Source organism: Actinoallomurus sp. CA-142502, from assembly GCF_050936355.1.
GTDB lineage: Bacteria > Actinomycetota > Actinomycetes > Streptosporangiales > Streptosporangiaceae > Actinoallomurus > Actinoallomurus iriomotensis.
Map to the genome: position 1 here is coordinate 9,937,110 of NZ_JBNJMY010000001.1, position 20,591 is coordinate 9,957,700.

The 20,591-nt window shown below is 72.2% G+C and carries 17 protein-coding genes; 10 read left to right on the forward strand and 7 right to left on the reverse strand.

Annotated elements, in window-relative coordinates; translation table 11 throughout:
* The first annotated feature begins 126 nt into the window (after nt 1–126).
* The 3 genes from ACQEV1_RS46460 to ACQEV1_RS46470 all read left to right on the forward strand — a co-directional run bounded on the left by ACQEV1_RS46460 (nt 127) and on the right by ACQEV1_RS46470 (nt 2,531).
* Nucleotides 127–843 carry an ATP-binding protein gene (locus ACQEV1_RS46460; RefSeq protein WP_285626214.1) on the forward strand — a complete coding sequence of 239 codons (717 nt, stop codon included), beginning with the start codon at nt 127–129 and terminating at the stop codon, nt 841–843.
* Complete coding sequence (locus tag ACQEV1_RS46465; protein WP_285626212.1) at nt 840–1,490, forward strand: response regulator; 651 nt, start codon at nt 840–842, stop codon at nt 1,488–1,490. The genes ACQEV1_RS46460 and ACQEV1_RS46465 overlap by 4 nt, the downstream gene beginning before the upstream one ends.
* Before the next feature lie 264 nt (nt 1,491–1,754).
* A complete protein-coding gene (locus tag ACQEV1_RS46470) occupies nt 1,755–2,531 on the forward strand; it encodes a DeoR/GlpR family DNA-binding transcription regulator (protein WP_285626210.1) in 777 nt (258 codons plus the stop codon).
* A gap of 55 nt (nt 2,532–2,586) precedes the next feature.
* Here ACQEV1_RS46470 and ACQEV1_RS46475 read toward each other — a convergent pair whose 3' ends face one another.
* A complete protein-coding gene (locus tag ACQEV1_RS46475) occupies nt 2,587–3,930 on the reverse strand; it encodes a cytochrome P450 (protein ID WP_285626208.1) in 1,344 nt (447 codons plus the stop codon).
* Nucleotides 3,931–4,110: 180 nt separating this feature from the next.
* Here ACQEV1_RS46475 and ACQEV1_RS46480 point away from each other — a divergent pair, with 180 nt between their 5' ends.
* A complete protein-coding gene (locus ACQEV1_RS46480; protein WP_285626206.1) occupies nt 4,111–4,848 on the forward strand; it encodes a DUF427 domain-containing protein in 738 nt (245 codons plus the stop codon).
* Nucleotides 4,849–4,900: 52 nt separating this feature from the next.
* Here ACQEV1_RS46480 and ACQEV1_RS46485 read toward each other — a convergent pair whose 3' ends face one another.
* Entirely contained in the window at nt 4,901–6,043 is a 1,143-nt protein-coding gene (locus tag ACQEV1_RS46485; protein ID WP_285626204.1) for an alpha/beta hydrolase, read from the reverse strand.
* Nucleotides 6,044–6,361: 318 nt separating this feature from the next.
* Between ACQEV1_RS46485 and ACQEV1_RS46490 the strand changes: the two genes are divergently transcribed.
* Nucleotides 6,362–7,555, forward strand: a complete 1,194-nt coding sequence (locus ACQEV1_RS46490; RefSeq protein ID WP_285626201.1) for a sensor histidine kinase — start codon at nt 6,362–6,364, stop codon at nt 7,553–7,555.
* 34 nt (nt 7,556–7,589) lie between these two features.
* Entirely contained in the window at nt 7,590–8,258 is a 669-nt protein-coding gene (locus ACQEV1_RS46495; protein ID WP_285582913.1) for a response regulator transcription factor, read from the forward strand.
* A gap of 12 nt (nt 8,259–8,270) precedes the next feature.
* Here the strand turns inward: ACQEV1_RS46495 and ACQEV1_RS46500 are convergent, their stop codons facing one another.
* The 3 genes from ACQEV1_RS46500 to ACQEV1_RS46510 all read right to left on the reverse strand — a co-directional run bounded on the left by ACQEV1_RS46500 (nt 8,271) and on the right by ACQEV1_RS46510 (nt 12,192).
* Nucleotides 8,271–9,356 (reverse strand): ATP-binding SpoIIE family protein phosphatase, encoded by a 1,086-nt coding sequence (locus ACQEV1_RS46500; RefSeq protein ID WP_285582915.1) that lies wholly within the window; start codon nt 9,354–9,356, stop codon nt 8,271–8,273.
* A 148-nt stretch (nt 9,357–9,504) separates the two neighbouring features.
* Complete coding sequence (locus ACQEV1_RS46505) at nt 9,505–11,106, reverse strand: serine/threonine-protein kinase (RefSeq protein ID WP_433403830.1); 1,602 nt, start codon at nt 11,104–11,106, stop codon at nt 9,505–9,507.
* 54 nt (nt 11,107–11,160) lie between these two features.
* Nucleotides 11,161–12,192 (reverse strand): serine/threonine-protein kinase, encoded by a 1,032-nt coding sequence (locus ACQEV1_RS46510; RefSeq protein ID WP_432705673.1) that lies wholly within the window; start codon nt 12,190–12,192, stop codon nt 11,161–11,163.
* Nucleotides 12,193–12,353: 161 nt separating this feature from the next.
* Here ACQEV1_RS46510 and lysX point away from each other — a divergent pair, with 161 nt between their 5' ends.
* Both lysX and ACQEV1_RS46520 read left to right on the forward strand, forming a co-directional pair.
* Nucleotides 12,354–15,626 carry a bifunctional lysylphosphatidylglycerol synthetase/lysine--tRNA ligase LysX gene (lysX, locus tag ACQEV1_RS46515; protein WP_433403832.1) on the forward strand — a complete coding sequence of 1,091 codons (3,273 nt, stop codon included), beginning with the start codon at nt 12,354–12,356 and terminating at the stop codon, nt 15,624–15,626.
* A 48-nt stretch (nt 15,627–15,674) separates the two neighbouring features.
* Entirely contained in the window at nt 15,675–16,337 is a 663-nt protein-coding gene (locus ACQEV1_RS46520; protein WP_285635379.1) for a hypothetical protein, read from the forward strand.
* Between the two features lie 18 nt (nt 16,338–16,355).
* Here the strand turns inward: ACQEV1_RS46520 and ACQEV1_RS46525 are convergent, their stop codons facing one another.
* Nucleotides 16,356–16,811, reverse strand: a complete 456-nt coding sequence (locus tag ACQEV1_RS46525; RefSeq protein WP_433403836.1) for a CocE/NonD family hydrolase C-terminal non-catalytic domain-containing protein — start codon at nt 16,809–16,811, stop codon at nt 16,356–16,358.
* Nucleotides 16,812–16,978: 167 nt separating this feature from the next.
* On the opposite strand from ACQEV1_RS46525, the gene ACQEV1_RS46530 reads away from it, so the two are divergent.
* The gene (locus ACQEV1_RS46530; protein ID WP_433403839.1) at nt 16,979–18,322 is read left to right on the forward strand and encodes a hypothetical protein; all 1,344 of its coding nucleotides are present in this window, start codon (nt 16,979–16,981) and stop codon (nt 18,320–18,322) included.
* 7 nt (nt 18,323–18,329) lie between these two features.
* Here the strand turns inward: ACQEV1_RS46530 and ACQEV1_RS46535 are convergent, their stop codons facing one another.
* Nucleotides 18,330–19,349 (reverse strand): GNAT family N-acetyltransferase, encoded by a 1,020-nt coding sequence (locus tag ACQEV1_RS46535; RefSeq protein WP_433403843.1) that lies wholly within the window; start codon nt 19,347–19,349, stop codon nt 18,330–18,332.
* Here ACQEV1_RS46535 and ACQEV1_RS46540 point away from each other — a divergent pair.
* On the forward strand, nt 19,309–20,559 hold the full coding sequence (locus tag ACQEV1_RS46540) for a TIGR02679 family protein (protein WP_285635387.1): 1,251 nt from the start codon (nt 19,309–19,311) through the stop codon (nt 20,557–20,559). The genes ACQEV1_RS46535 and ACQEV1_RS46540 overlap by 41 nt on opposite strands.
* Nucleotides 20,560–20,591: the final 32 nt, after the last annotated feature.

Below are 20,591 nucleotides of genomic sequence, written 5' to 3' on the forward strand. Positions count from 1 at the left end.
CTCAGTGACGACATGACCACCTCCGGCCAGCAACCCTGTCTTTACCGCCGGCTGCCTGGACACCGGCGTCTTACCGAGTGACGGTCGACAAGGTTGGTACATGTTTTCCCAAGACGGGGGTCTGCCATGATCGATGGACAATCGCGTTCCTCACCGTCCGCGACCACTCCGCGGCTCGGCTGCCGTGCGGTCGTGACGGCCGGTGACGCTCTGGCCCTGCCGGCCCCGCCGGCCGACGACCCGGTTCTCCGGCGGCGCAGGATCCGTCATGACATCCGCCATGAGCTGGGCACCATCATCATGCTGGCCTCCGCGGTCTCCGTCGCCGACGACGTCGGGCCGGCCAGCCGCGACCGCGTGGAGGCGCTGCTCGGCGAGACTCGCTGGCTCGACCACCTGCTCCGCCGCCTCGACGAGGACGACGACGGTCCCCCGGCCGACCCGCCGCGTCCGGAACGGGTCCGCGTGGACGAGCTCGTCGGCGAGATCGTCGCGGGGGTGCGTCTCGCCGCGATCCGCCAGGTGGGATACGTCGCGAGCCCGGCGTGGGCGCACATCGACCCGCTCGCGCTGTGGCGCGCCGTGCGCAACATCCTGGACAACGCGTGCCGCATCGCCGCCGAGCGCGTCGACGTGAGCGTGGTGAGCGAGGACGGCTGGACCGTCGTCCAGGTCGACGACGACGGGCCGGGCTTCGGCGGCGGTGCCGGGGGGCTCGCCTCGCTGGGGCTGGGCATCGTGCACGACCTGGTCACCGGCTACGGCGGCGGGCTGGAGGTCCGCCGGTGCGAGCTCGGGGGCGCGCGCGTACGGATCCTGCTGCCGTCGGCGACCGGCCCATGAAGGTCGTGGTCTGCGACGACCACGCGGTGTTCGCGGACTCGCTCGCCCTCGTGTTAGCCGAGGCCGGGCACGACGTGGTCGGCGTGGTCTACTCCCCGGACGAGGCGCTGCGCCTGCTGTCGTCGGCACCGGCCGACGTATGCCTGATCGATCTGCAGTTTCCCGGCGGCTCGGCGCTCGACCGCCTGCCCGAGCTCCTGCGCACCGCGCCCGCGACGCGGTTCGTCGTCCTGTCGGGATCGATGGACGCCGAGCTGCTCGACGCCGCGCTCGCGGGGGGCGTGTGCGGCTTCGCGCACAAGGGTCAGCAGGCCGACGAGATCGTCGCGATGCTGGACCGCGTCCACGCCGGTGAGGTGGTGGTCGACTCGGCCGCCGGCACGCGCATGCCGCTGCGCCCGCGAAGCGAGGCGCAGCGGCTCGCGCACTACCTGACCCCGCGTGAACGCGAGGTGCTGACCCGGCTCGTCCGCGGCGAGAGCACCGCGTCCCTGGCGCGCACCATGAAGATCACTCGAAGTACCGCCCGCAGCCACGTGCAGAGCGTGCTGACCAAACTGGGCGTGCACTCCCAGCGTGAGGCGGTGATCGCCGCCGCCCGTTATGGCCTCGTCAGCGTCAACACCGGGGAATGGCTGCTGGGCTGACGGCCCTTTTGCCTACCTTTTCGGCATTGAAAGTGATGCCTGGTCGCTCATGCACATTCGTGCGCGGTGCGAGGGATGTACGATCAGTAAAGCTCATCGGCGGCAGCTGGTCTAATCCCTGACCTGGACCCTGCCTCCACGACCGAGCACGCGGACGGGAGACGTGGTTGCGCGCGCACCTGGTCCCTCCTCCGCCGAAGGAGGACTCATGAGCGAACGCAGTGAGCGGACCGGCGACGCCGTGGTTCTTCCTCCGGAGGAGTCGTGAGCCGTTACGAGCGGTGGAACGGCCTGCTGTCGCTGCTCGCGAGCCGCGGCCGGCTCAGCGTCGAGGAGGCGGCCGACGAGCTGAGCGTCTCCGCCGCGACCATCCGCCGCGACTTCGACCAGCTCGCCCAGCAGCAGATGCTGACCCGTACCCGCGGCGGTGCCGTGGCCCACACCGTCACCTACGACCTCCCGCTGCGCTACAAGAGCGCCCGCCGCGCGTCGGAGAAGCAGCGCATCGCGGCGGTCGCCGCCGACCTGGTCGAGCCCGGCGCGGTCGTCGGCGTCAACGGCGGCACGACCACCACCGAGGTGGCCCGCGCCCTGGCCACCCGCCCGGACCTGCCCGCCGACGGCGGCTCCCCGGCGGTCACCGTCGTGACGAACGCCCTCAACATCGCCGGCGAACTCGTCGTACGCCCGCACATCAAGATCGTACTGACCGGCGGCGTGGCGCTGCCGCAGTCGTACGAGCTGGTCGGCCCGCTCGCGAACGGCGTGTTCGACCAGGTGACGCTGGACATGGCGTTCCTGGGCGTCAGCGGCCTGGACATCGAGCGCGGGGCGACCTGCGCGAATGAGGACGAGGCAAGCATCAACCGGCAGATGGCGGTCCGCGCCGAGCGCGTGGTCGTCGTCGCGGACGGGTCCAAGCTGGGCGAGCGCGCGTTCGCCAAGATCTGCGGCATCGGCGAGGTCGACATGCTCGTCACCGACGAACAGGCGGACACCCGCCCGTACGAGGAGGCCGGCATCAAGGTCGTCCGCGCCTGAGCCCGTGCGCGGCCCTCCGGCGCGGCCGGCGGTCTTCGAACCGCGTTCGCCCGCGCTACGGGAGATCGTCGCCGGCGGGTGAGCCGTGCGGTTTCCAGCGGATCGGCAGGCGCTTGATGCCGTTCTGGAAGTTCGAGCGCAGGCGCATCGGCTCGCCGGCCGGCTCGATGTCGTGCAGGCGGTCGAGGACGGCGGTGAACATCGCGCGCATCTGCAGCCGCGCCAGGTGCGCGCCGAGGCAGAAGTGCGGGCCGTGCCCGAAGGTCAGGTGGTCGCCGCCGGCCCGCGCGACGTCGAATCGGGACGGCCGGTCGAAGACCTCCTCGTCGCGGTTGGCCGAGGAGAACCAGACGACCACCTTCTCGCCCTTGCGCACCGGGACGTTGCCGACGACGGTGTCGGCCGTCGCCGTGCGCCGGAAGTTCATCACCGGCGTCCACCAGCGGAGCATCTCCTCGACGGCGGTGTCGAGCAGGGAGCGGTCGGCGCGTAGCCGGGCGAGCTCGGCCGGGTTCTTCAGCAGCGCGAACATCCCGCCGGGCAGGCCGTTGCGCACCGTCTCGTTGCCGGCCACCGCGAACAGCCAGAAGAGGTTCTCGAACTCCTCGACCGCGACGGCGCCGTCCTCGTCGTCGACGTGGTGCATCAGCGCGGTCATGACGTCGTCGCCGGGACGCCGCCGCTTGTACTCGCCGAGCTCGTGGGCGTAGGCGTACAGGTCGGGCATGCCGGCGCGCGAGCGCGGGTTCACGGGGCCGGAGGGGCGTAGCGCGATCGCCCGGCGGGCCATGTCGGTGGCCTGGGAGGGGTCGAACGCGGAGCTGATGGAGTACTCCGCGTCCTGGTAGCCGATGACGCGGTTGGACCAGTCGAACAGCAGCCACCGGTCGGACTCGGGAATGCCGAACACGTCGGCCAGCGTGAGCAGCGGCAGGTCGGCGGCGATCTCCTTGGCGAAGTCCGCCTCACCCTTCTCGGCCACCGCGTCGACCAGGGCGCGCGCCCGCCGCTCGATGCCCGCGGCCAGCCGCGCCACCGCGCGCGGCGTGAACGCCTTGGTCAGCAGCCGCCGCAGCCGCGAGTGCTCCGGCGGGTCCATGTTGAGCATCATGCGGCGCACGTAGTCGAGGTCCTCGGCGTCGCGGATCTGCGTGGCGCCCAGGTGTGAGGAGAACAGCCGTGGGTCGCGCAGCACGTGGCGTACGTCCGCATGCCGCAGCACCGCCCAGAACCCCGGTCCGGCCGGCCAGTCGTCGACGGGCCGCTCCTCGACCCAGACGACGGGGGTCGACCGCCGCAGCCGGGTGAGCGCGTCGTGGGGCACGGAGCGTACGTAGGTGTCCGGGTTGTAGATCAGCTCCGTGTCGGAGATCGGACGGCTGACTCGCCGTTGAGTCATCTTTTTCCTCCCGCGTCTAAGGACCGTAACCCGTATCCGGCGCTCGGACCAAGGCCGGTTCAGGACGCAGGGGAAGAGGAACGGAATGCGCCGCCGTCGCCGGGGGTTGCCGCAGGTATGAGCCTCACTTTGCCTGGAGCACCCCTGTCGGGGCGACCGGCGGGCGTGTTCAACGGAGACGTGAACGCCCCACGGCATCTGCTGTACTTCGAGCCGGTGCACAAGCGGATCCGGGCCGAGTTCGGCGGGGAGACGATCGTCGACACCACCGGCGCCCGCCTGCTGTTCGAGACCAGGAACCTGCCCGTCTACTACGTCCCCGAGGGCGACGTACGGACCGACCTGCTGACGCGCACCGACCACTCGTCGCACTGCCCGGTGAAGGGCGACGCCGCCTACTGGACGGTGTCGGCCGGCGGGCGTACCGCCGAGAACGCCGTCTGGGGCTACCCGGACCCGATCGCACCCTGGCTCAAGGGTTACGTCGCGTTCTACTGGGACTCGATGGACGCCTGGTACGAGGAGGACGAACAGGTCTTCGGGCATCCGCACGACCCGTACCACCGCATCGACGTCCTCCGGAGCTCCCGCCGCGTGAAGGTGAGCCTCAACGGCGAGGTGCTGGCGGAGTCCTCCCGCCCGGTCATGCTGTTCGAGACGGGGCTGCCGGTCCGCTACTACCTCCCGCGCGAGGACGTACGGCTCGACCTCCTGGAGCCGTCACAGACCACGAGCCACTGCGCCTACAAGGGCGAGGCGACCTACTGGAGCCACGGCGGCGAGGACGTCGCCTGGACGTACGAGCGGCCGCTCCGCGAGGCCGAGCCGATCCGTGACCTGGTCTGCTTCTGGAACGAGCGGACCGACATCGAGGTCGACGGCGAGCCACAGGAGCGCCCGGAGTCGCCCTGGTCGTGAGCGGTGGCCCGCGGGGAGGCCGCGAGGCCTCCCCGGGCGTTCTCTCCTCGCGTCAGACGCCCTCGTGCACCAGATGCCGGCTCATCCACTGCAGGGCGCTGGGCAGGACGCGGCGCCAGGTGCGGGGGTTGTGGCCCCCGCCCGGCACGAGGATCTTGTCCGTCATCAGCGGCTCCCGCGCGGCCTGCAGGAACTTGCGCGCCTCGCCGTAGTCGCGCTCGCCGTCCGGGCTGGTGGTGACCAGGACCGAGATCGGCGGAGGCGGCAGGTGCTGGAGCCGCCAGATGAGGCTGTTGTCGTTCTTGACCTGCTTGTTTCCGGCGTACAGGTCGCCGGTCTGCCAGTCCTGGCGCGGGTAGAAGTAGCCCGCCATCGACACCGCCGCGGTGAACCGGTCCGAGGCCTTCATCGCGAGCTTGACCGCGCAGTACCCGCCGGTCGAGTCGCCCATCGCGCCCCAGGCGTGCGGGTTGGCCGCCACCCGGTACGTCGACATCAGGGCCTCGGCGACGTCCTGGGTGTAGAAGGAGAGGACCTGTGGGCCGCCCGGCACGTCGGTGCACTCGGTGTCCTTGGGCATGACCGAGGTCGGCGAGGGCCGCATCATCACGATGATCATCGGCTGGACCAGCCCGGCGTTCATCTCCTCGGCCGCGGTGGCGGGCACCTTCAGGCGTGTCACCAACTGTTGCGGCAGGCCCGGAAATCCGGTGAAGTCGTACATCACCGGGAAATGGCGCTTCTCAAATTGCTTCTGGAAGTACTGCGGCGGAAGGAAAACGTACGCGTCGGTGGTCAGGCCGGTGCGCGGGCCCTGAATCTGCACCTGCTCGATCTGACCGTCGTGCGCCGGGTCGGACTTCTTCTTGGCGAAGGTGGTGGCCTGGCGGGCGAGCGGCTGCCCCGTGCCCATCGGCTTGACCGCGACGATGCTGTTGTTGGCCTGGACGCGTACCGGCTGGTGGTTCGTCCCCAGCAGGTCCGACCAGGACGCGTAGAACAGGAAGTAGTTGTTCACCGCGACCAGCAGCACCATCAACAGCGTGAACTGAGCACCGGCGAACAGCCCGAGACGGGAGAGCAGCATGCGCGGTCCCGGCCCGGCGAACCTCGGCCACCACCAGATCGTGACCGCACCCAGACCGACGGCCACCAGAATCAAAAAGGCGAGGAGGACCCCGCTCGTCAGTCCCACCGATGTCCTCTCAGGATCCGGCTCGTTCCCGACGGGGAACGCACCAGGGCTCAGGAAGGGGAAGGGGCGCACGCACACCCCGGCCGGATTACGGTATCCGCCAAACCGACCGTTCCCGTCCACTCAACGCGCCCGAGTCGCCGTGAAGACCGCACACTCCTCCCGAAAATGGCGACACGTGTCCGGCCCACAGTGTTGTGGATGGCCGGCAAACGACTGGTAAATACCAGGTCAGTGGGCGGCTACTCCCGGCGGCGTAGTCGCGATGTCCACCGGCGCACGATGTTTTGACGCCCACCGGCCTCCTAAAGTTCACATGTGACCGGCGAACGTGGGACCCGATGGCGCCCTGGCGACCTTCCGGTCTTCGTCGTGCCGATCTTCGTCGGCTTCCTCCAGCTGGTGGGGTCGTCGGGCGCCGACGTCCACATGCCGTACCCCCACATGCTGCTCGACGTCCTGGCGTACGCGCTGCTGGCCACCGGGCCCTTCGCCCTCCTTTTCCGTCGCCGTTACCCCACGGTCGCACTCTCCGTGGTGATGACGGCCACCGTGCTGTACCTCCTGCGCGGATACGTCTTCGGCCCGGTCTTCCTCAGCCCGGTCGTCGCGATCGTCGCGACCGTGGGCGCGGGGCGCCGCGTGGCCGCCTGGGCGATCCCGGGCGGCGCGCTCACCGTGCTCGGGGTGGTGAGCCGGTTCACGCCGTTCGGCCCGTTCCGGCTCGCGTACTGGTCGTTCGGCCACACTCTGGTGGTCTTCACCTGGCTGGTGGTGCTGCTGACCGGGGCGGAGATCCTCCGGGTCCGCCGCGAGCGCGCCGACGAGGTCCGCCGCACGCGCGCCGAGGAGGAACGCCGGCAGGCCAGCGAGGAACGGCTGCGCATCGCACGCGAGCTGCACGACGTGCTCGCGCACAACATCTCGATGATCAACGTCCAGGCCGGGGTGGCGCTGCACCTCATGGACGAACGCCCCGAGCAGGCCCGTACGGCGCTCAGCGCGATCAAGGAGGCCAGTAAGGAGGCCCTCACCGAGGTGCGGTCGGTGCTCGGCGTGCTCCGCCAGGTGGACGAGAGCGCGCCCCGCTCGCCCGCCGCCGGCCTGGCGCGGCTGGACGACCTGCTCGCCCGGGCACGCGTCGCCGGCATCACCGTGCACACCGAGACCAGCGGCGAGCCGCGTCCGCTGCCCGCCGGCGTCGACCTGGCCGCGTTCCGGATCATCCAGGAGGCGCTGACGAACGTCACCCGGCACGCCGGCCCCGGCGTGACGGCGACCGTACGCCTGCGGTACGGCGACGAGGGTCTGTTCGTCGAGGTCCTCGACGACGGACGCGGCGCGCCCGGCGACCTGCCCCGCGGCGGCAACGGCATCCCGGGCATGCGCGAACGCGTCGCCGCGCTCGGCGGTGAGATCTCCACCGGTCCCCGTACGGACGCCGGCGGCTTCCACGTACGGGCCCGGCTGCCTGTCCCGCACCCCGCCGGAAGCCCGGAACCGCGGTCATGATGGCAGGCGAGGTCCAGATGAGAAGAGGACACGGTTGATCCGCGTACTGCTGGCCGACGACCAGGCACTCGTCCGCGCGGGGTTCCGCGCGCTGCTCGACGCTCAACCGGACATCGAGGTGGTCGGCGAGGCCGGCGACGGCGAGGAGGCCGTACGCCTCGCGCGGCGGGAGCGCCCCGACATCGTCCTGATGGACATCCGCATGCCCGTGCTCGACGGGCTGGCGGCCGCCCGGCGGATCATCGCCGACGAGCGGCTCTCCGACACGAAGATCATCATCTTGACGACGTTCGAGCTGGACGAGTACGTCTTCGAGGCCCTGCGGGGCGGGGCCAGCGGATTCCTCGTCAAGGACACCGAGCCGGCCGAACTCGTCCGCGGCGTACGCGAGGTCGCCGCCGGCGACGCGCTGCTGTCGCCGGGAGTGACCCGCCGGCTGATCGCGGAGTTCGCGGCCAAGGCGAAGAAGCCGCACGCCGCCACCACCGCGCTGGCCGGGCTGACCGAGCGGGAACGCGAGGTCATGGCCCTGGCCGCCGAGGGCCTGTCGAACGAGGAGATCGCAAGCCGCCTGGTCGTCAGCCCGGCCACCGCCAAGACCCACGTGAGCCGTGCCATGATCAAGCTCCACGCCCGCGACCGCGCCCAGCTCGTCGTCATCGCCTACGAGACCGGCCTCGTGAAACCCGGCTGGCTGGGCTAGGGCCTGTGGGGGTCACAGGACGCGGAGGAGGAGCACCGCGAGATCGCCGGCGTACGACAGGTGTTCGGCCGCCGTCTCGGCGCTCAGGTCCGTACGGCCGGCGAGGAGGCGCGCCAGGCCGTCCGCACGCGTCCCGGCGCCGGGGCCCGGCTCGGTGTCCCCGTTGCCCTGGACGACCCCGTCGGCGCTCCCCTCGGTGACGCACAGCAGCGCGTCACCGGGGTCGAGGTCGACGGTGTGCTCCTCGAACCGGGTGTCGCGGACCGCTCCCAGGGACAGCTGTACGGCCGTCACCGAGGTCACCTCGCCCGACGAGCTCAGCCGCAGCGGCGCCGGGTGACCGGCGGAGACCAGCGTCACCCGCACGCCGGCGTCCCGGCGGCGTACGAGCTCACCGTGGACGAGGGTCATCAGCCGGCCGTGCACGCCCTCGCGGACGACGGCGTGGTTGAGGCGCGTGACGACGTCGGCGACGCCGTGGCCTTCGGCGGCGAGCAGGCGCAGGCCGTGCCGGGCGAGGCCGGTGACGGCGGCCGCCTCCGGGCCGGTGCCGCACGCGCCGCCGAGGGCGAAGCGCCAGCGGTCCGGCGCCGCCTCGAACACGTCGTACAGGCCGCCGTCGTACGTCTCGTCCCGCGGCCGGCGCACCAGGCTGTGCTCGACGCCCGGGATCCTCGGCAGGGCGTACGCCGGCGTCTCGGACGGCGGCGGCACGGCCCGCGTGCGCAGGCGGAACCACACCGTCTTGGTCCCGGCGGCGTACGACACGCCCCACTCGGCGGCGAGCATGACGGGCATGAGGAGCCCACGGCCGCTGACGCGGTCGGGGTCGTCGCCCGCGCCCGGCGCGGGCAGCACGTGCGTCGCGTCGCCGTCGACGACCTCGATCTGCACCGACGCGCAGGCGGCCCGGCACACCACCTCGAACGGGGTACGCGCGTGGATGACGGCGTTGGTGGCCAGCTCGCTGGTCAGCAGGACCGCGTCGTCGATCGCGTCATCGGCGCCCCACCCGATGAGCGTCTCCCGGACGAACCGGCGTGCCTGCGCGACTGCGGTCCGGTCCGCCGGGTAGGCCGCCCGCACAATGGGATGCACGGGAGCTCCCTTCGCGAGATGTGCCGCTCGGTCGACGTCTCTCGCTCCCCATCGTGACAGAACGCGGGCCACCGATTACACATTGTGAGGAAAACAAGAGGCGCAGGACCGCCGGGACCGCGCCGCCGGTCACCCAGAGTGACGAAGGTCAGCCCCCAGCGGGCTGAAATGACCCGAATACCTTGTTCATGACCTGGGAGTGCTGCCCCCACTGGCCTTCCGGGGCGGCGACGAGGATGGCGTACTGCCGTCCGTTCGCGGTGAACCCGCGGTCGACCGCCCGCATGGTGCCGTGGTCGGCGGTCGTCCAGGTGTACTCCAGGTCGCTGGCGGGCCAGCCACGCGGGGAGAAACGGCCGCCGAGGCGGATCTCGCGGAAGTTGGGCAGGACGTGCTTGGCCTGCACCTCTTGCTCGAAGATGTGCCAGTGCTCGACGGGGTCCTCGACGCCCCAGGGGATCGCGTCGACCTGGATGTAGGCGCCGGTGGACGGGTCCTTCCACAGCGCCGACGAGGTGCCGCGCGGCTGGTGGGTCCAGCCGTCGGGCACGGCGATCGAGGAGCCCACCGGGCCGGCGGAACGGTGGTATCCGGCCGGCACGGTCGCGCTGGGCGTCGGTGTGGGTGTGGGCGCCGGAGTCGTCGGAGTCGTCGGCTTGGGGGTGGGCGACGGTTTCGTGCCGCCCGCGGAATGGTGCGTGATGAGCACGACCGCGGCGGCCACCGCCACCACCAGCACGGCCGCCACGACGATCAGCCACGTCTTCGAGCGTCCGCTCGCGGGGCCGGGCGCGGGCCCGCCGAACGCGTGCCGGGTCGCGTCGCCGTTCTGGGCCGCGGGGTCCGCCGGCGTCGGCAGGGACACGCGAACCGTGGAGCCGGGGCCGTCGCGCCGCGTCTCGCCGGAGGCGTGCGTCTCGCCACGCGCGGCGCGCGCCAGGTCGGCCGCCGCCTGGTCGGCGGTCATCCGCTCGGTCGGCTCCTTGGCCAGCAGGCCCACGAGGACGGGCGTGAGCGGCCCCGCGTAGCGCGGCGGCGGGGCCTGCTCGTGCAGCACGGAGGCCAGCGCCGCCATCGCGTCGACGCGGTCGTGCGGGCTGCGGCCCTCGCAGGCGGCGTAGAGCGTGGCGCCGAGCGCCCACAGGTCGGAGGCCGGGCTCGCCCCCTCGCCGCGGGCGCGCTCGGGCGCGATGTAGGCGGGAGAGCCGAGGACCAGGCCGGTCTGGGTGAGCGTGGCGTCGCCCGACACCCGGGCGATGCCGAAGTCGGTGATCACGACGCGGTTGGTGCCGTCCGGGCCGGCGTCGAGCAGCACGTTGGCGGGCTTGACGTCACGGTGCAGCACCCCGGACGCGTGCGCCACCCGCAGCGCGGCGAGCATCTGCGACCCGATGTCGGCCACCTTCGCGGCCGGCAGCCGGCCGTCGTCGTCGATGACCTCCTGGAGCGACCGCGCGCGCACGAGCTCCATGACGATCCACGGGCGGTCGTCCTCCTCGACCACGTCGTGGACGGTCACGATGCCGGGGTGGGACAGCCGGGCCGCCGACCGGGCCTCGCGCAGGGTGCGCTCGACCAGCACCTCGCGGTCGGAGTCCGTCAACCCCGGCGGAAATATCACCTCTTTGACCGCGACCTCGCGGTGCAGCAGGTCATCGTGTGCGCGCCACACCCGGCCCATGCCACCACGACCGACCTGGCCCAGCAGTCGATAGCGGCGCGCGAGCACCGAACCCTCCCCGAACGGCATAGCTGAGGACCATACCGACCGTCGGTGACGGTTCGGCCGTGTTGACCGCGTAATTCAGCTAAATGTCGCGAAAAAGAACACGCCAAAAAGGACAAGCAGCACTGCGGCGACGATAACGATCGAGCGGATCGGATACGGCGACGCGCCGATCTGCGCGCCCGGATCCGGCGCCGTCACCGCCGCCGTCGGCGGCTCGGCCTCCTCATCGACGTCGTCGGCGTGCGCCTCGGCCGGCGAGGGCTCCGCGTCCTTCACGGCGCTCAGGACGCTCGGCGGCAGCCGCCGGGTGGCCCCGTCGGGCGCGTCCGCGGGCGGATCGTCGGGCTCGGCCTCGGCGTCACCGGCCAGGACGCGGTCGAGCATCACCGCGACCTCGTCGACGGTCAGGCGCTGAGCCGGGTCCTTGCGCAGCAGGCCCTCGATGACGGGGCGCAGCGGACCGGCGTTCGGCGCCGGCTCGGGATCGTCGGTGAGCACGGCCACCAGGCTCGCCATCGCGTCCGGGCGCTCGAACGGCGACTTGCCCTCGACCGCGGCGTACATCGTGACGCCGAGCGACCAGAGATCCGAGGCGGGCACGGCGACGCGCCCGCGCGCCCGCTCGGGCGCGATGTAGGCCGGGGAACCGATGAGCATGCCCGTCTGGGTGAGCGTCGCGTCGCTCTGCGCCCGCGCGATCCCGAAGTCGGTGAGGACCGCTCGGGAGCCGCCGACGAGGACGTTGCTCGGCTTGACGTCACGGTGCAGGATCCCCGCCTCGTGCGCGACGCGCAGCGCGCCGGCCATCTGACGCCCGATCTCGGCGACACGCCGGGGCGGCAGCGGGCCGTCCTTCTTGATCTGCTCGTGCAGCGAACGGGCGCGGATCAGCTCCATGACGATCCAGGGCCGGCCGTCCTCCTCGACCACGTCATAGACCGTGACGACGCCCGGGTGGCTCAGCCGCGCAGCGGTCCTCGCCTCCCGGAACGTGCGCTTGTGCTGAACCTCGCGCTCTTCGTCGGAGAAGCCGTGCGGGAGGATCACTTCCTTGACCGCGACGTCACGGCCGAGAACCTCGTCCCGGGCATGCCAGACGGTTCCCATGCCACCGCGGCCTACCTCGGTGAGCAGGCGATAACGCTGCGCAAGAAGGGGGTTTTCCGGCATAGTTCGCCCACGATACCCACCGCGAGGCCTCCGTTGGCCTGACGCTCACCCAATCACCGGTACAAAGAAAGAATATGGCGCGCGACCTCAGGAGCGAGATGACGACGAAGGCGGCGGGCGCGGGACGGCCATGGGCTCGGCGGGTCGTCGAGGCCGTCCCGAACGTCCTGTTCTGGTACCTCCGCGTCTCCGGAATCCTTTCCGTCCTGGCCTGGTTCTCCTACGGCCTGATCGAGTGGATGTTCAACGTCTGGGTACTCCGCTCCATCAATTACTTCGGCTGGTACCCGAGCCTCCCGTACGGTCTGCTGCTGATCCTCGTGTCCGTCGGCGTCAGGCGCCGGAAGAAGGCCGCCTGGCGGATCAGCGTCGTGCTGTTCCTGCTGTTCTTCGCGGTGTGGGCGCTGGCCGGGCTGTCGGATTGGGGCGGGTGGGGCGAGCTCGTCACGGCGGGCGCCTTCGGCCTCGTCGTCGCGCTGCTCGTCGCGGCCCGCCAGGAGTTCTACGCGCTGCCGGACCGCGCCAACCGGCGCCTCGCGCTCGTCGTCTTCTCGGTGCTCCTGGTCGTCGGCGGCGTGATCGGCACCAACCTCGTCTTCCTCACCGACCGCGACCCGCGCGGCGCCGCCTGGACCCACCTGGTCTACGCCGGGCTGCAGACCCTCCTCGGCGCCGGCGACAACGGCTGGGATCTCAACGTCGACGTCCCGGTCTGGGTCGACGGCATCCTCGGCATCCTCGGCAGCGGCCTGCTCGTGATCACGGTCTGGGCGCTGTTCCGGCCCGGCCAGCGGCTCGCCGTGCTCACGCCCGACGAGGAGCTGCCGGCCCGCGCCCTCCTGGCCGAGTGGGGCGAGCGCGACTCGCTCGGCTACTTCGCCCTCCGCCGCGACAAGGACGTGATCCTCTCGCCGAACGGCCGGGCCGCCATCGCGTACCGGGTCGAGGGCTCGGTCAGCCTCGCCAGCGGCGACCCGCTCGGCGATCCGGAGTCCTGGGACGCGGCGATCAGCGCCTGGCTCGCCGAGTGCCGGGCGCACGCGTGGATCCCCGGCGTGCTGGGCGCCAGCGAGCGCGCCGCGGCCGCCTTCGGGCGCTGCGGGCTGGACGCCCTCGAACTGGGCGACGAGGCGATCCTGGACCTGCGCGAGTTCAACCTCGAGGGCCGCGACATGCGCCAGGTGCGCCAGGCCGTACGCCGGGTCGAGCGGGCCGGTTACACCGTGCGGATCCGGCGGCACGGCGCGATCGACCGTGAGGAGATGGCCGAGCTGGTCGCGGACGCCGACCGGTGGCGTGACGGGCACACCGAGCGCGGGTTCTCGATGGCGCTCGGCCGCCTGGGCGACCCGACCGACGAGCGCTGCGTCATGGTGGAGGCGTTCGACGGCGCCGGGGCGCGGCGCGGGCTGCTGAGCTTCGTGCCGTGGGGCCGACCCGGCCTCTCCCTCGACCTCATGCGCCGCGACCGCGACGCCGAGAACGGCCTCAACGAGTTCATGGTGGCCAAGCTCGCGGAGAACGCCGCCGCGGTCGGCGTCACGCGTGTCTCGCTGAACTTCGCCATGCTGCGGTCGGTGTTCGAGCGGGGCTCGGCGATCGGCGCCGGGCCGATCTCACGGCTGCTGTACCGGCTGCTGTCGGTGGCCTCGAAGTTCTGGCAGCTCGAGTCGCTGTTCCTGGCCAACGCCAAGTACAACCCGGTCTGGACGCCGCGGTTCATGTGCTTCCCGCAGAGCCGCGACCTGGTCCGCATCGGGCTCGCCGCCGCGCGGGCCGAGGGGTTCCTGCCGACGCTGTTCAAGCCGCGGCTGGACACGCCCTCGCCGTCGCCCACGCTGGTCGGAAAGATCAAGCAGATCGAGGAGGCCGCGGACGCCGCCCGGCTGCCCGCGCGCCGCCTGTCGGAGCAGGAGCGCGTACGCCACGACAAGCTCGACCGCATGCGCGAGGCCGGCATCGACCCGTACCCGCTGGGCTTCGAGCGCACCGCCACGGCGGCCGAGGTGCGCGAGCGGTTCGGCGCCCTCGCGCCGGACACCCACACGGGCGAGACCGTGTCGATCGCGGGCCGGGTCGTGCTGGCGCGCGAACACGGAAAGCTGATCTTCGTACGGCTGCGCGACGAGTCGGGCGACATCCAGCTCATGCTGGCCGCCGACTCCGTCGACATCGAGGCGCTGCGGCAGTGGAAGCAGCTCATCGACCTCGGCGACCAGGTCGGCGTGCGCGGTGAGGTGATCACCTCGCGTACCGGCGAGCTGTCGGTGCTGGTCTCCTCCTGGCGGCTCACCGCCAAGTGCCTGCATCCGCTGCCCGCGACGCACGCCTCCAACGCGCTGAACGAGGAGTCACGGGTCCGCCAGCGGTACGTCGACCTGATCGTCAACGACGACGCGCGGCGGATGCTGCGCCTTCGCGGCGACGTCGTGACCTCGCTCCGCGACTCGCTGCGCGAACGCGGCTATCTCGAGGTCGAGACGCCGATGCTCCAGCCGGTGCACGGCGGCGCGGCCGCCCGGCCGTTCACCACCCGGATGAACGCCTACAACCTGGACCTCTTCCTGCGCATTGCGCCCGAGCTGTACCTCAAGCGGCTGCTCGTCGGCGGCATCGGCAAGGTCTTCGAGATCAACCGCAACTTCCGCAACGAGGGCGTCTCGGTTCGGCACAACCCCGAGTTCACGATGCTGGAGGCCTACGAGCCGTACGGCGACTACAACACCATGGCGGCGCTGACCCGCGACCTGGTCCTCGCGGCGGCGCGCGCGGGCATCGGCGGCACCGTCGTGGTACGCGACGGGGTGGAGTACGACCTCGCCGAGCCCTGGCGGGAGATCACCGTGTACGAGTCGGTGTCGGAGGCCCTCGGCGAGCAGGTCACGCCGACCACGTCACTGCGCACGCTGCAGAAACACGCCGACCGGGTCGGCCTGAGCCATGATCCCGAGTGGGACCAGGGGAAGCTGACGCAGGAGCTGTTCGAGACGCTGGTGGAGTCCACGTTGCGGGCGCCCACCTTCGTCCGCGACTACCCGGCCGCCACCTCGCCGCTGACCCGGCCGCACCGCGACACGCCGGGACTGGCCGAAAAGTGGGACCTGATCGTGTTCGGCCTCGAGCTCGGCACGGCGTACTCCGAGCTGATCGACCCCATCGTCCAGCGGCGCAACCTCACCGAGCAGTCGCTTCTGGCCGCCGGCGGCGATCCGGAGGCGATGGACCTCGACCAGGACTTCCTGCGCGCCCTGGAGTACGGCATGCCGCCCGCCGGCGGCATGGGCATGGGCGTCGACCGGCTGATCATGACGCTCACCGGCCGTAACATCCGCGACACCATCGCGTTCCCCCTGACTCGGCCGGGATCCTGAGGTTCGACCGCACGCAGCACGGCCCGGACGCCACTACAGTCGTCAGGCGTGAGTGACTCTGAGCGAAACGTCACACCGACGCCGGCCGCCGACCTGGACGGCTACGACGACCTCGAAGACTTCGACGCCGACGGATTCCTGCAGGAGTGGCAGGAAGCCGACCGCACCGCGGTGGAGCTGATCCGCGAGGCGCTGCCGGACGTCGTCGAGGCCACCGCGCCGCAGGAGGCGCTGGCCACGGCGGTCCAGCGCGTCCGCGAGCACCTGACCGACTGGCCGTACCGCCACCTCGCCTCGGCCGCCGACTGGGGCCGCCGGCTCCCGGCCGACGACGAGACCCTCTGGGTCCAGGCCGCCGGCGCGCTCGTGTCGATGCACGGCGAGTCCGGGCTGGGCAGCCACGAGGAGAGCTCGCTGATGGCCCTCCAGCACGCCGACTGGGCCGGCGCGATCATCGGCCTGGCCCGGGCGGGCGTGGGCACGCGTGCCTGGCCGGGAGACCTGTTCGAGCTGGCCGACAAGTGCCCGGAGATCGAGGGCTCCTACGAGGACGACGACCGTGAGCCGATCGAGTTCGCGTTCGAGCTGATGGTGCCGATCTGGGAGGCCCTGGGCGCGCTCGACGAACACCGCCGCCTGACACCTCTGGGCCGCTGGGGCCTGCCCCGGGCCCTCGCCTGGGCGTGGGACGGTTCCCTGGACGAGGAGTAACCCGGCCCCGCCCGGGGGCTACGTCGACGGCTGCAGCGGCACCTCCAGCGCGGACGCCGCGCCACCACCGCGCTGGACGCTGTAGACGCCGCCCACCCGACGCCCGATCTGCGCGAGGTCGGGCAGGAGGTGCGGCACGTCCGCGGTGGACAGCGTCACCCGCAGCGAGGGGCCCTCGGCGATCGTGGCGAACGTCGGGAAGATCTCGATGTCGTAACGGGTGACCGCGCCGGGCACGACCGGCCTCGCGGACGTGTTCGTGTACGGGTGGTACGGCATCAGATCGTGCCCGTCGCCGCCGGTCCAGCTCCTGGCCGCGGCCACGGCGCGGAACGACCCCAGCAGCGCGCCCTCGGTCAGCGGCCGCGCGGTCCCGTCCGGTGAGACGTCTTCGATCTCCGCCGCGGACTCGGTGTCCGTGGTGGTCGCGCGGGCGTACACGGCCGCGTCCGGCGGGCCGGAGGCGCCGGCCACCACGACTCCCGCGCACCGCACCGGCGGCCCCGGCCTATCGCCCCATTACCGGCATCGCGCAGCGACACGCGCCCCACCAGCGCGTTTGTGCTCCGCAGGACGTTGGTCATCGCTTTTACTCATCGGGCGTCGCACTCGACCGTGAAGCCGTGAAGGGGAGAAGGCCGATGATCACAAGTACCCGCCGCGCGGGGGTCCGCGCCGTTTCTTCGGCCGGACTCGCCCTGGCGCTCCCGGCGTTCCTCGCGTCCGGCTGCGCACCCGCCGGCCGGACCGTGGACGCCCCGGTTCCGGCGGGGATCCGCGAGTCCGTCGGCTATCTCACCGCGGCGTACCACGTCAGCGCGGCCGACGCGATGAGGCGGCTGCGGCTGGCCGCGGCCGGTGACGGCCTGATCCGGCGGCTCTCGGCCGCGCTGCCCGACGAGTACGCGGGCGCGCGGATCGATCAGCGCGACGGCGGCGTCCTGGTCGTGGCGGCCACCCGGCCGGCCCGGGCCCGCCGGGTCGTCCACGGGCTGGAGCACCACGACGAGATCAAGGTCGTGCCGGCCGCGTACTCGCTGCGCGACCTGGCGCGCGTCCGCGACCGCGCCGCCGCCCTGACCGGCAGGGAGGCGTACGCCCAGGTGAACGAGGCGTCGAACCGGGTCGAGGTGTGGACCGCCCACCGGGCCCGCGTCACGCGCGCGCTGACCGGGCTCGGTCCCGTCGTGGTCCGTACGGAGCCGGAGGAGACCCTGACCGAGTGCTCGGTCTTCGAATGCGACCCGCCGATGCGCGCCGGGATCTCGATCGGGATCGGCAAGAAGAGCGGACGGCGCCTGGACTACTGCTCCTCCGCCTTCAACCTCAAGGACGACGACGGCGGCCTCTACACGACCACCGCCGGCCACTGCTTCACCGAGTTGGAGCGGAAGGGAAAGAAGCCCGCCACGATCGTCAGCGCGAAGGACCACGCGATCATCGGCGACATCAAGAACGACCGCTCCGTCTACGCGAACACCCGCACCCCTCGCCTCGACTACGCGTTCGCCCGGGTGACGGATCCGGGCATCTGGTTCCCGTCCGGCCACTCGAAGAACGCGCTCTACTTCAAGTGCAGCACCGAGCCGCAGCCGAAGAAGTGCAAGACGCGCAATGAGGACCCCACCTTCCGGATCACCGGCATCAAGCCGTACGGCGGCATGATCAAGGGCGACGTGGTCTGCATGGCCGGCGCCAGCCCGCGCATCGGCGACGTCAAGCCGGGCACCCGCTGCGGCGAGATCACCGACAAGCCGGCCGGGGGCATCCAGACCAACATCTGCGCCAAGAGCGGTGACAGCGGATCACCACTGTTCGACCAGTCCACGCACAAGGCGTACGGCATCGAGAGCGCGGTGGAGGGCGACGACACCGGCCCGTGCGTCAAGGCCGAAGACCAGAAGACGTACTACACGCCGCTTTCCGAGGCCCTCGCCGCGGCGCACGCCGCGAAGGGCAGAACCTACGAGCTGATCACCGACTGATGAGACCTCAGGGCAGCGGCGGGGCCTTACGGGCCGTGCCGCGGTAGGTCTCCGGGTCGTAGCGGCGTTCGCTCTCATCCAGTTTGGCGTGGGCGGCCTGGACGAGGTCGACGCCCAGGGTGTCGGCCAGGCGGACCAGGTAGGTCATCACGTCGGCCAGCTCCCCGCGTACGCGGGCGCCGGCAGCCGGGTCGGTCATCACCGCGGCCGACTCCTCCGGGGTCAGCCACTGGAACTCCGCCAGGAGCTCGCCCGCCTCCCCCGCCACGGCCATGGCGAGGTTCTTCGGCGTGTGGAACGGCTCCCACTCCCGGTCCGCCGCGAACTCCCGCAGGCGGGCGGCGAGGTCGTCGATCGGCGTCCCCGCCCGCAGGTCCTTCTCGTAGATCATCACGTCACAGGGTGTGGCCAGCAGCGGCGCGAGGTGCGGGTGGGAGTCCTCCATCGTGCCCTTGCCGGCCACCACGTAGCCGAGACGGCCGTACCAGGCCGCCAGGAACTCCTTCGACGGGTGCGGCCGCTCCCGCGGCACGAGGAGTTCGAGCCGCATGCGGCCCGCGCCCTGTGCGCGGGCACGGCGTTCGGCGAAGCGTACGAGCTCCCGGCCCACGCCGAGGCCACGATGGCGCGGGTCGGCGGCGAGCAGCCCGAACTCGCTCGTCGCGGGGTCGAGCCGGTGGACGCGGACGCAGCCGGTGATCCGGCCGTCGAGGCGCGCCACGGCGATCTCGCCGGCGCGGACGAGCCCGGCGAGCTCCCGCTCGGTCGTCCGGACGGCGCCGTCGGCCCACAGGCCCTTCTCCGACTCCGCGTACACCTCGTTGACCAGGCCGGTGAGCGCGGTGACGATGGCGTCGTCGTCGGCCGCGGCGGGTGCCAGGGGCCGGATCTGGTGTCGTGCCGCGATGGTCGCCTCCCGTGGTCCGGGTTCGATGGTGCCACGGAACCGGCGACTGGCGGGCGCGGACCCTGGGTACGGACGCGGCGTGGACGACGAGGCTCGGGACGCGGCCGCAGCCGGCGGCACGGAACCGGGTGACGACACGCCGTCGCCTCGCGGACCTGCGGGGCTGGACGAGCTGCGCGGCGACGAGTGGCGGCGGCTGCTCGCCGCGGCACGCCGCAGGCTCGCCAAGACCGGCGGCGAGGTGACCGGCTCGGTCACGCTCGCCTACCCCTCCGACGCCGAGTCCCGTGTGGTCACGCGGATCACCGGGCGGCGGGAGTCCTCCCGGCGAGCCGTCGTGTCGCTGCGCGAGCTCGACGGGGCGCTGCGCCGAGCGTACGGCGCGGGGCTGTGCCGTGTGCTCGCGTGGCTGGACGGTCCCGGCCGGCCCGAGGACGTACGGGCGGCGCTGGCGGCGGCGATGCGCTGCCGGCACGCGGCGGAGGGCTGGTTCGCGGCCTGGCTCGGCGCGCTGACCCGCGACGGCACGGTCGGGCGGCTGGTGCGGCAGGGGCGGGGCGACCTGCCCGGCTGGGCGGCGGCGGTGCTCGACCGGCTGCCCGCGCGTGACGTACCGCTGCCGGTGCTCGCCGAGTGGGCGACCGGCGACGCCGCCGCGCTGTCCGGCACGCCGCTGGCGAGCCTGGTGATGCGGGCTCTCGTGCTCTGGCAGGGCGCGCCGCCGCCGGCCGGTCGCGAGGACGAACGCCGGATCTGGCGCGACGCCGGGGTGGTCCCCGACGACCTGGCCAGCCAGGTGCTCGTCCTCGGCCTGCGGGCGCGGGAGGAGCACACCGTCGCCCGGTGGCTGGACGACGCCGCCGCGGCGGGCATGCCGTTCCGGCTGACTCTGCAGCAGCTGATGGCCGCCCCGGTGACCCCGCGCGACCGCCTGATCTTCGTCTGCGAGAGTCCCGCGGTGGTGCGCGCGGCGGCGGAGCCGGGCGGCGCGGGCGCCGCGCTGGTCTGCACGGAGGGCCGGCCGTCGGCGGCCTGCGACCGGCTGCTCGGCGCCGCGGAGGGCGCCCGGATCCACTGGCGGAACGACTTCGACTGGCCGGGCGTCCGCATGACCGCCGCCGCGACGGAGCGGTACGCCGCGACGCCGTGGCGGATGGGCGCCGGGGACTACGCCGACGCCCTGGCGGCCGGCGGCGGGGAGCCCCTCGCGGGCAGCCGGACGACGACCCCCTGGGACCCCGGGCTGGCGGACGCGATGGCCCGCGAACGCCGCGCCGCCCGCGAGGAGTGGCTGCTCCCGGCCCTGCTCTCCGACCTGCGGTCGTCGTGACGGCCTAATTAGTAGCCATGGCTACTATAGCC

What these genes read in the sequence shown, in the direction of transcription:
- ACQEV1_RS46460 (WP_285626214.1), top strand. Translation starts at nt 127, where the DNA reads ATGATCGATGGACAATCGCGTTCCTCACCGTCCGCGACCACTCCGCGG.
- ACQEV1_RS46465 (WP_285626212.1), top strand. Translation starts at nt 840, where the DNA reads ATGAAGGTCGTGGTCTGCGACGACCACGCGGTGTTCGCGGACTCGCTC.
- ACQEV1_RS46475 (WP_285626208.1), bottom strand. Translation starts at nt 3,930, where the DNA reads ATGACTCAACGGCGAGTCAGCCGTCCGATCTCCGACACGGAGCTGATC.
- ACQEV1_RS46505 (WP_433403830.1), bottom strand. Translation starts at nt 11,106, where the DNA reads ATGCCGTTCGGGGAGGGTTCGGTGCTCGCGCGCCGCTATCGACTGCTG.
- ACQEV1_RS46510 (WP_432705673.1), bottom strand. Translation starts at nt 12,192, where the DNA reads ATGGGAACCGTCTGGCATGCCCGGGACGAGGTTCTCGGCCGTGACGTC.
- lysX (WP_433403832.1), top strand. Translation starts at nt 12,354, where the DNA reads ATGACGACGAAGGCGGCGGGCGCGGGACGGCCATGGGCTCGGCGGGTC.
- ACQEV1_RS46530 (WP_433403839.1), top strand. Translation starts at nt 16,979, where the DNA reads ATGATCACAAGTACCCGCCGCGCGGGGGTCCGCGCCGTTTCTTCGGCC.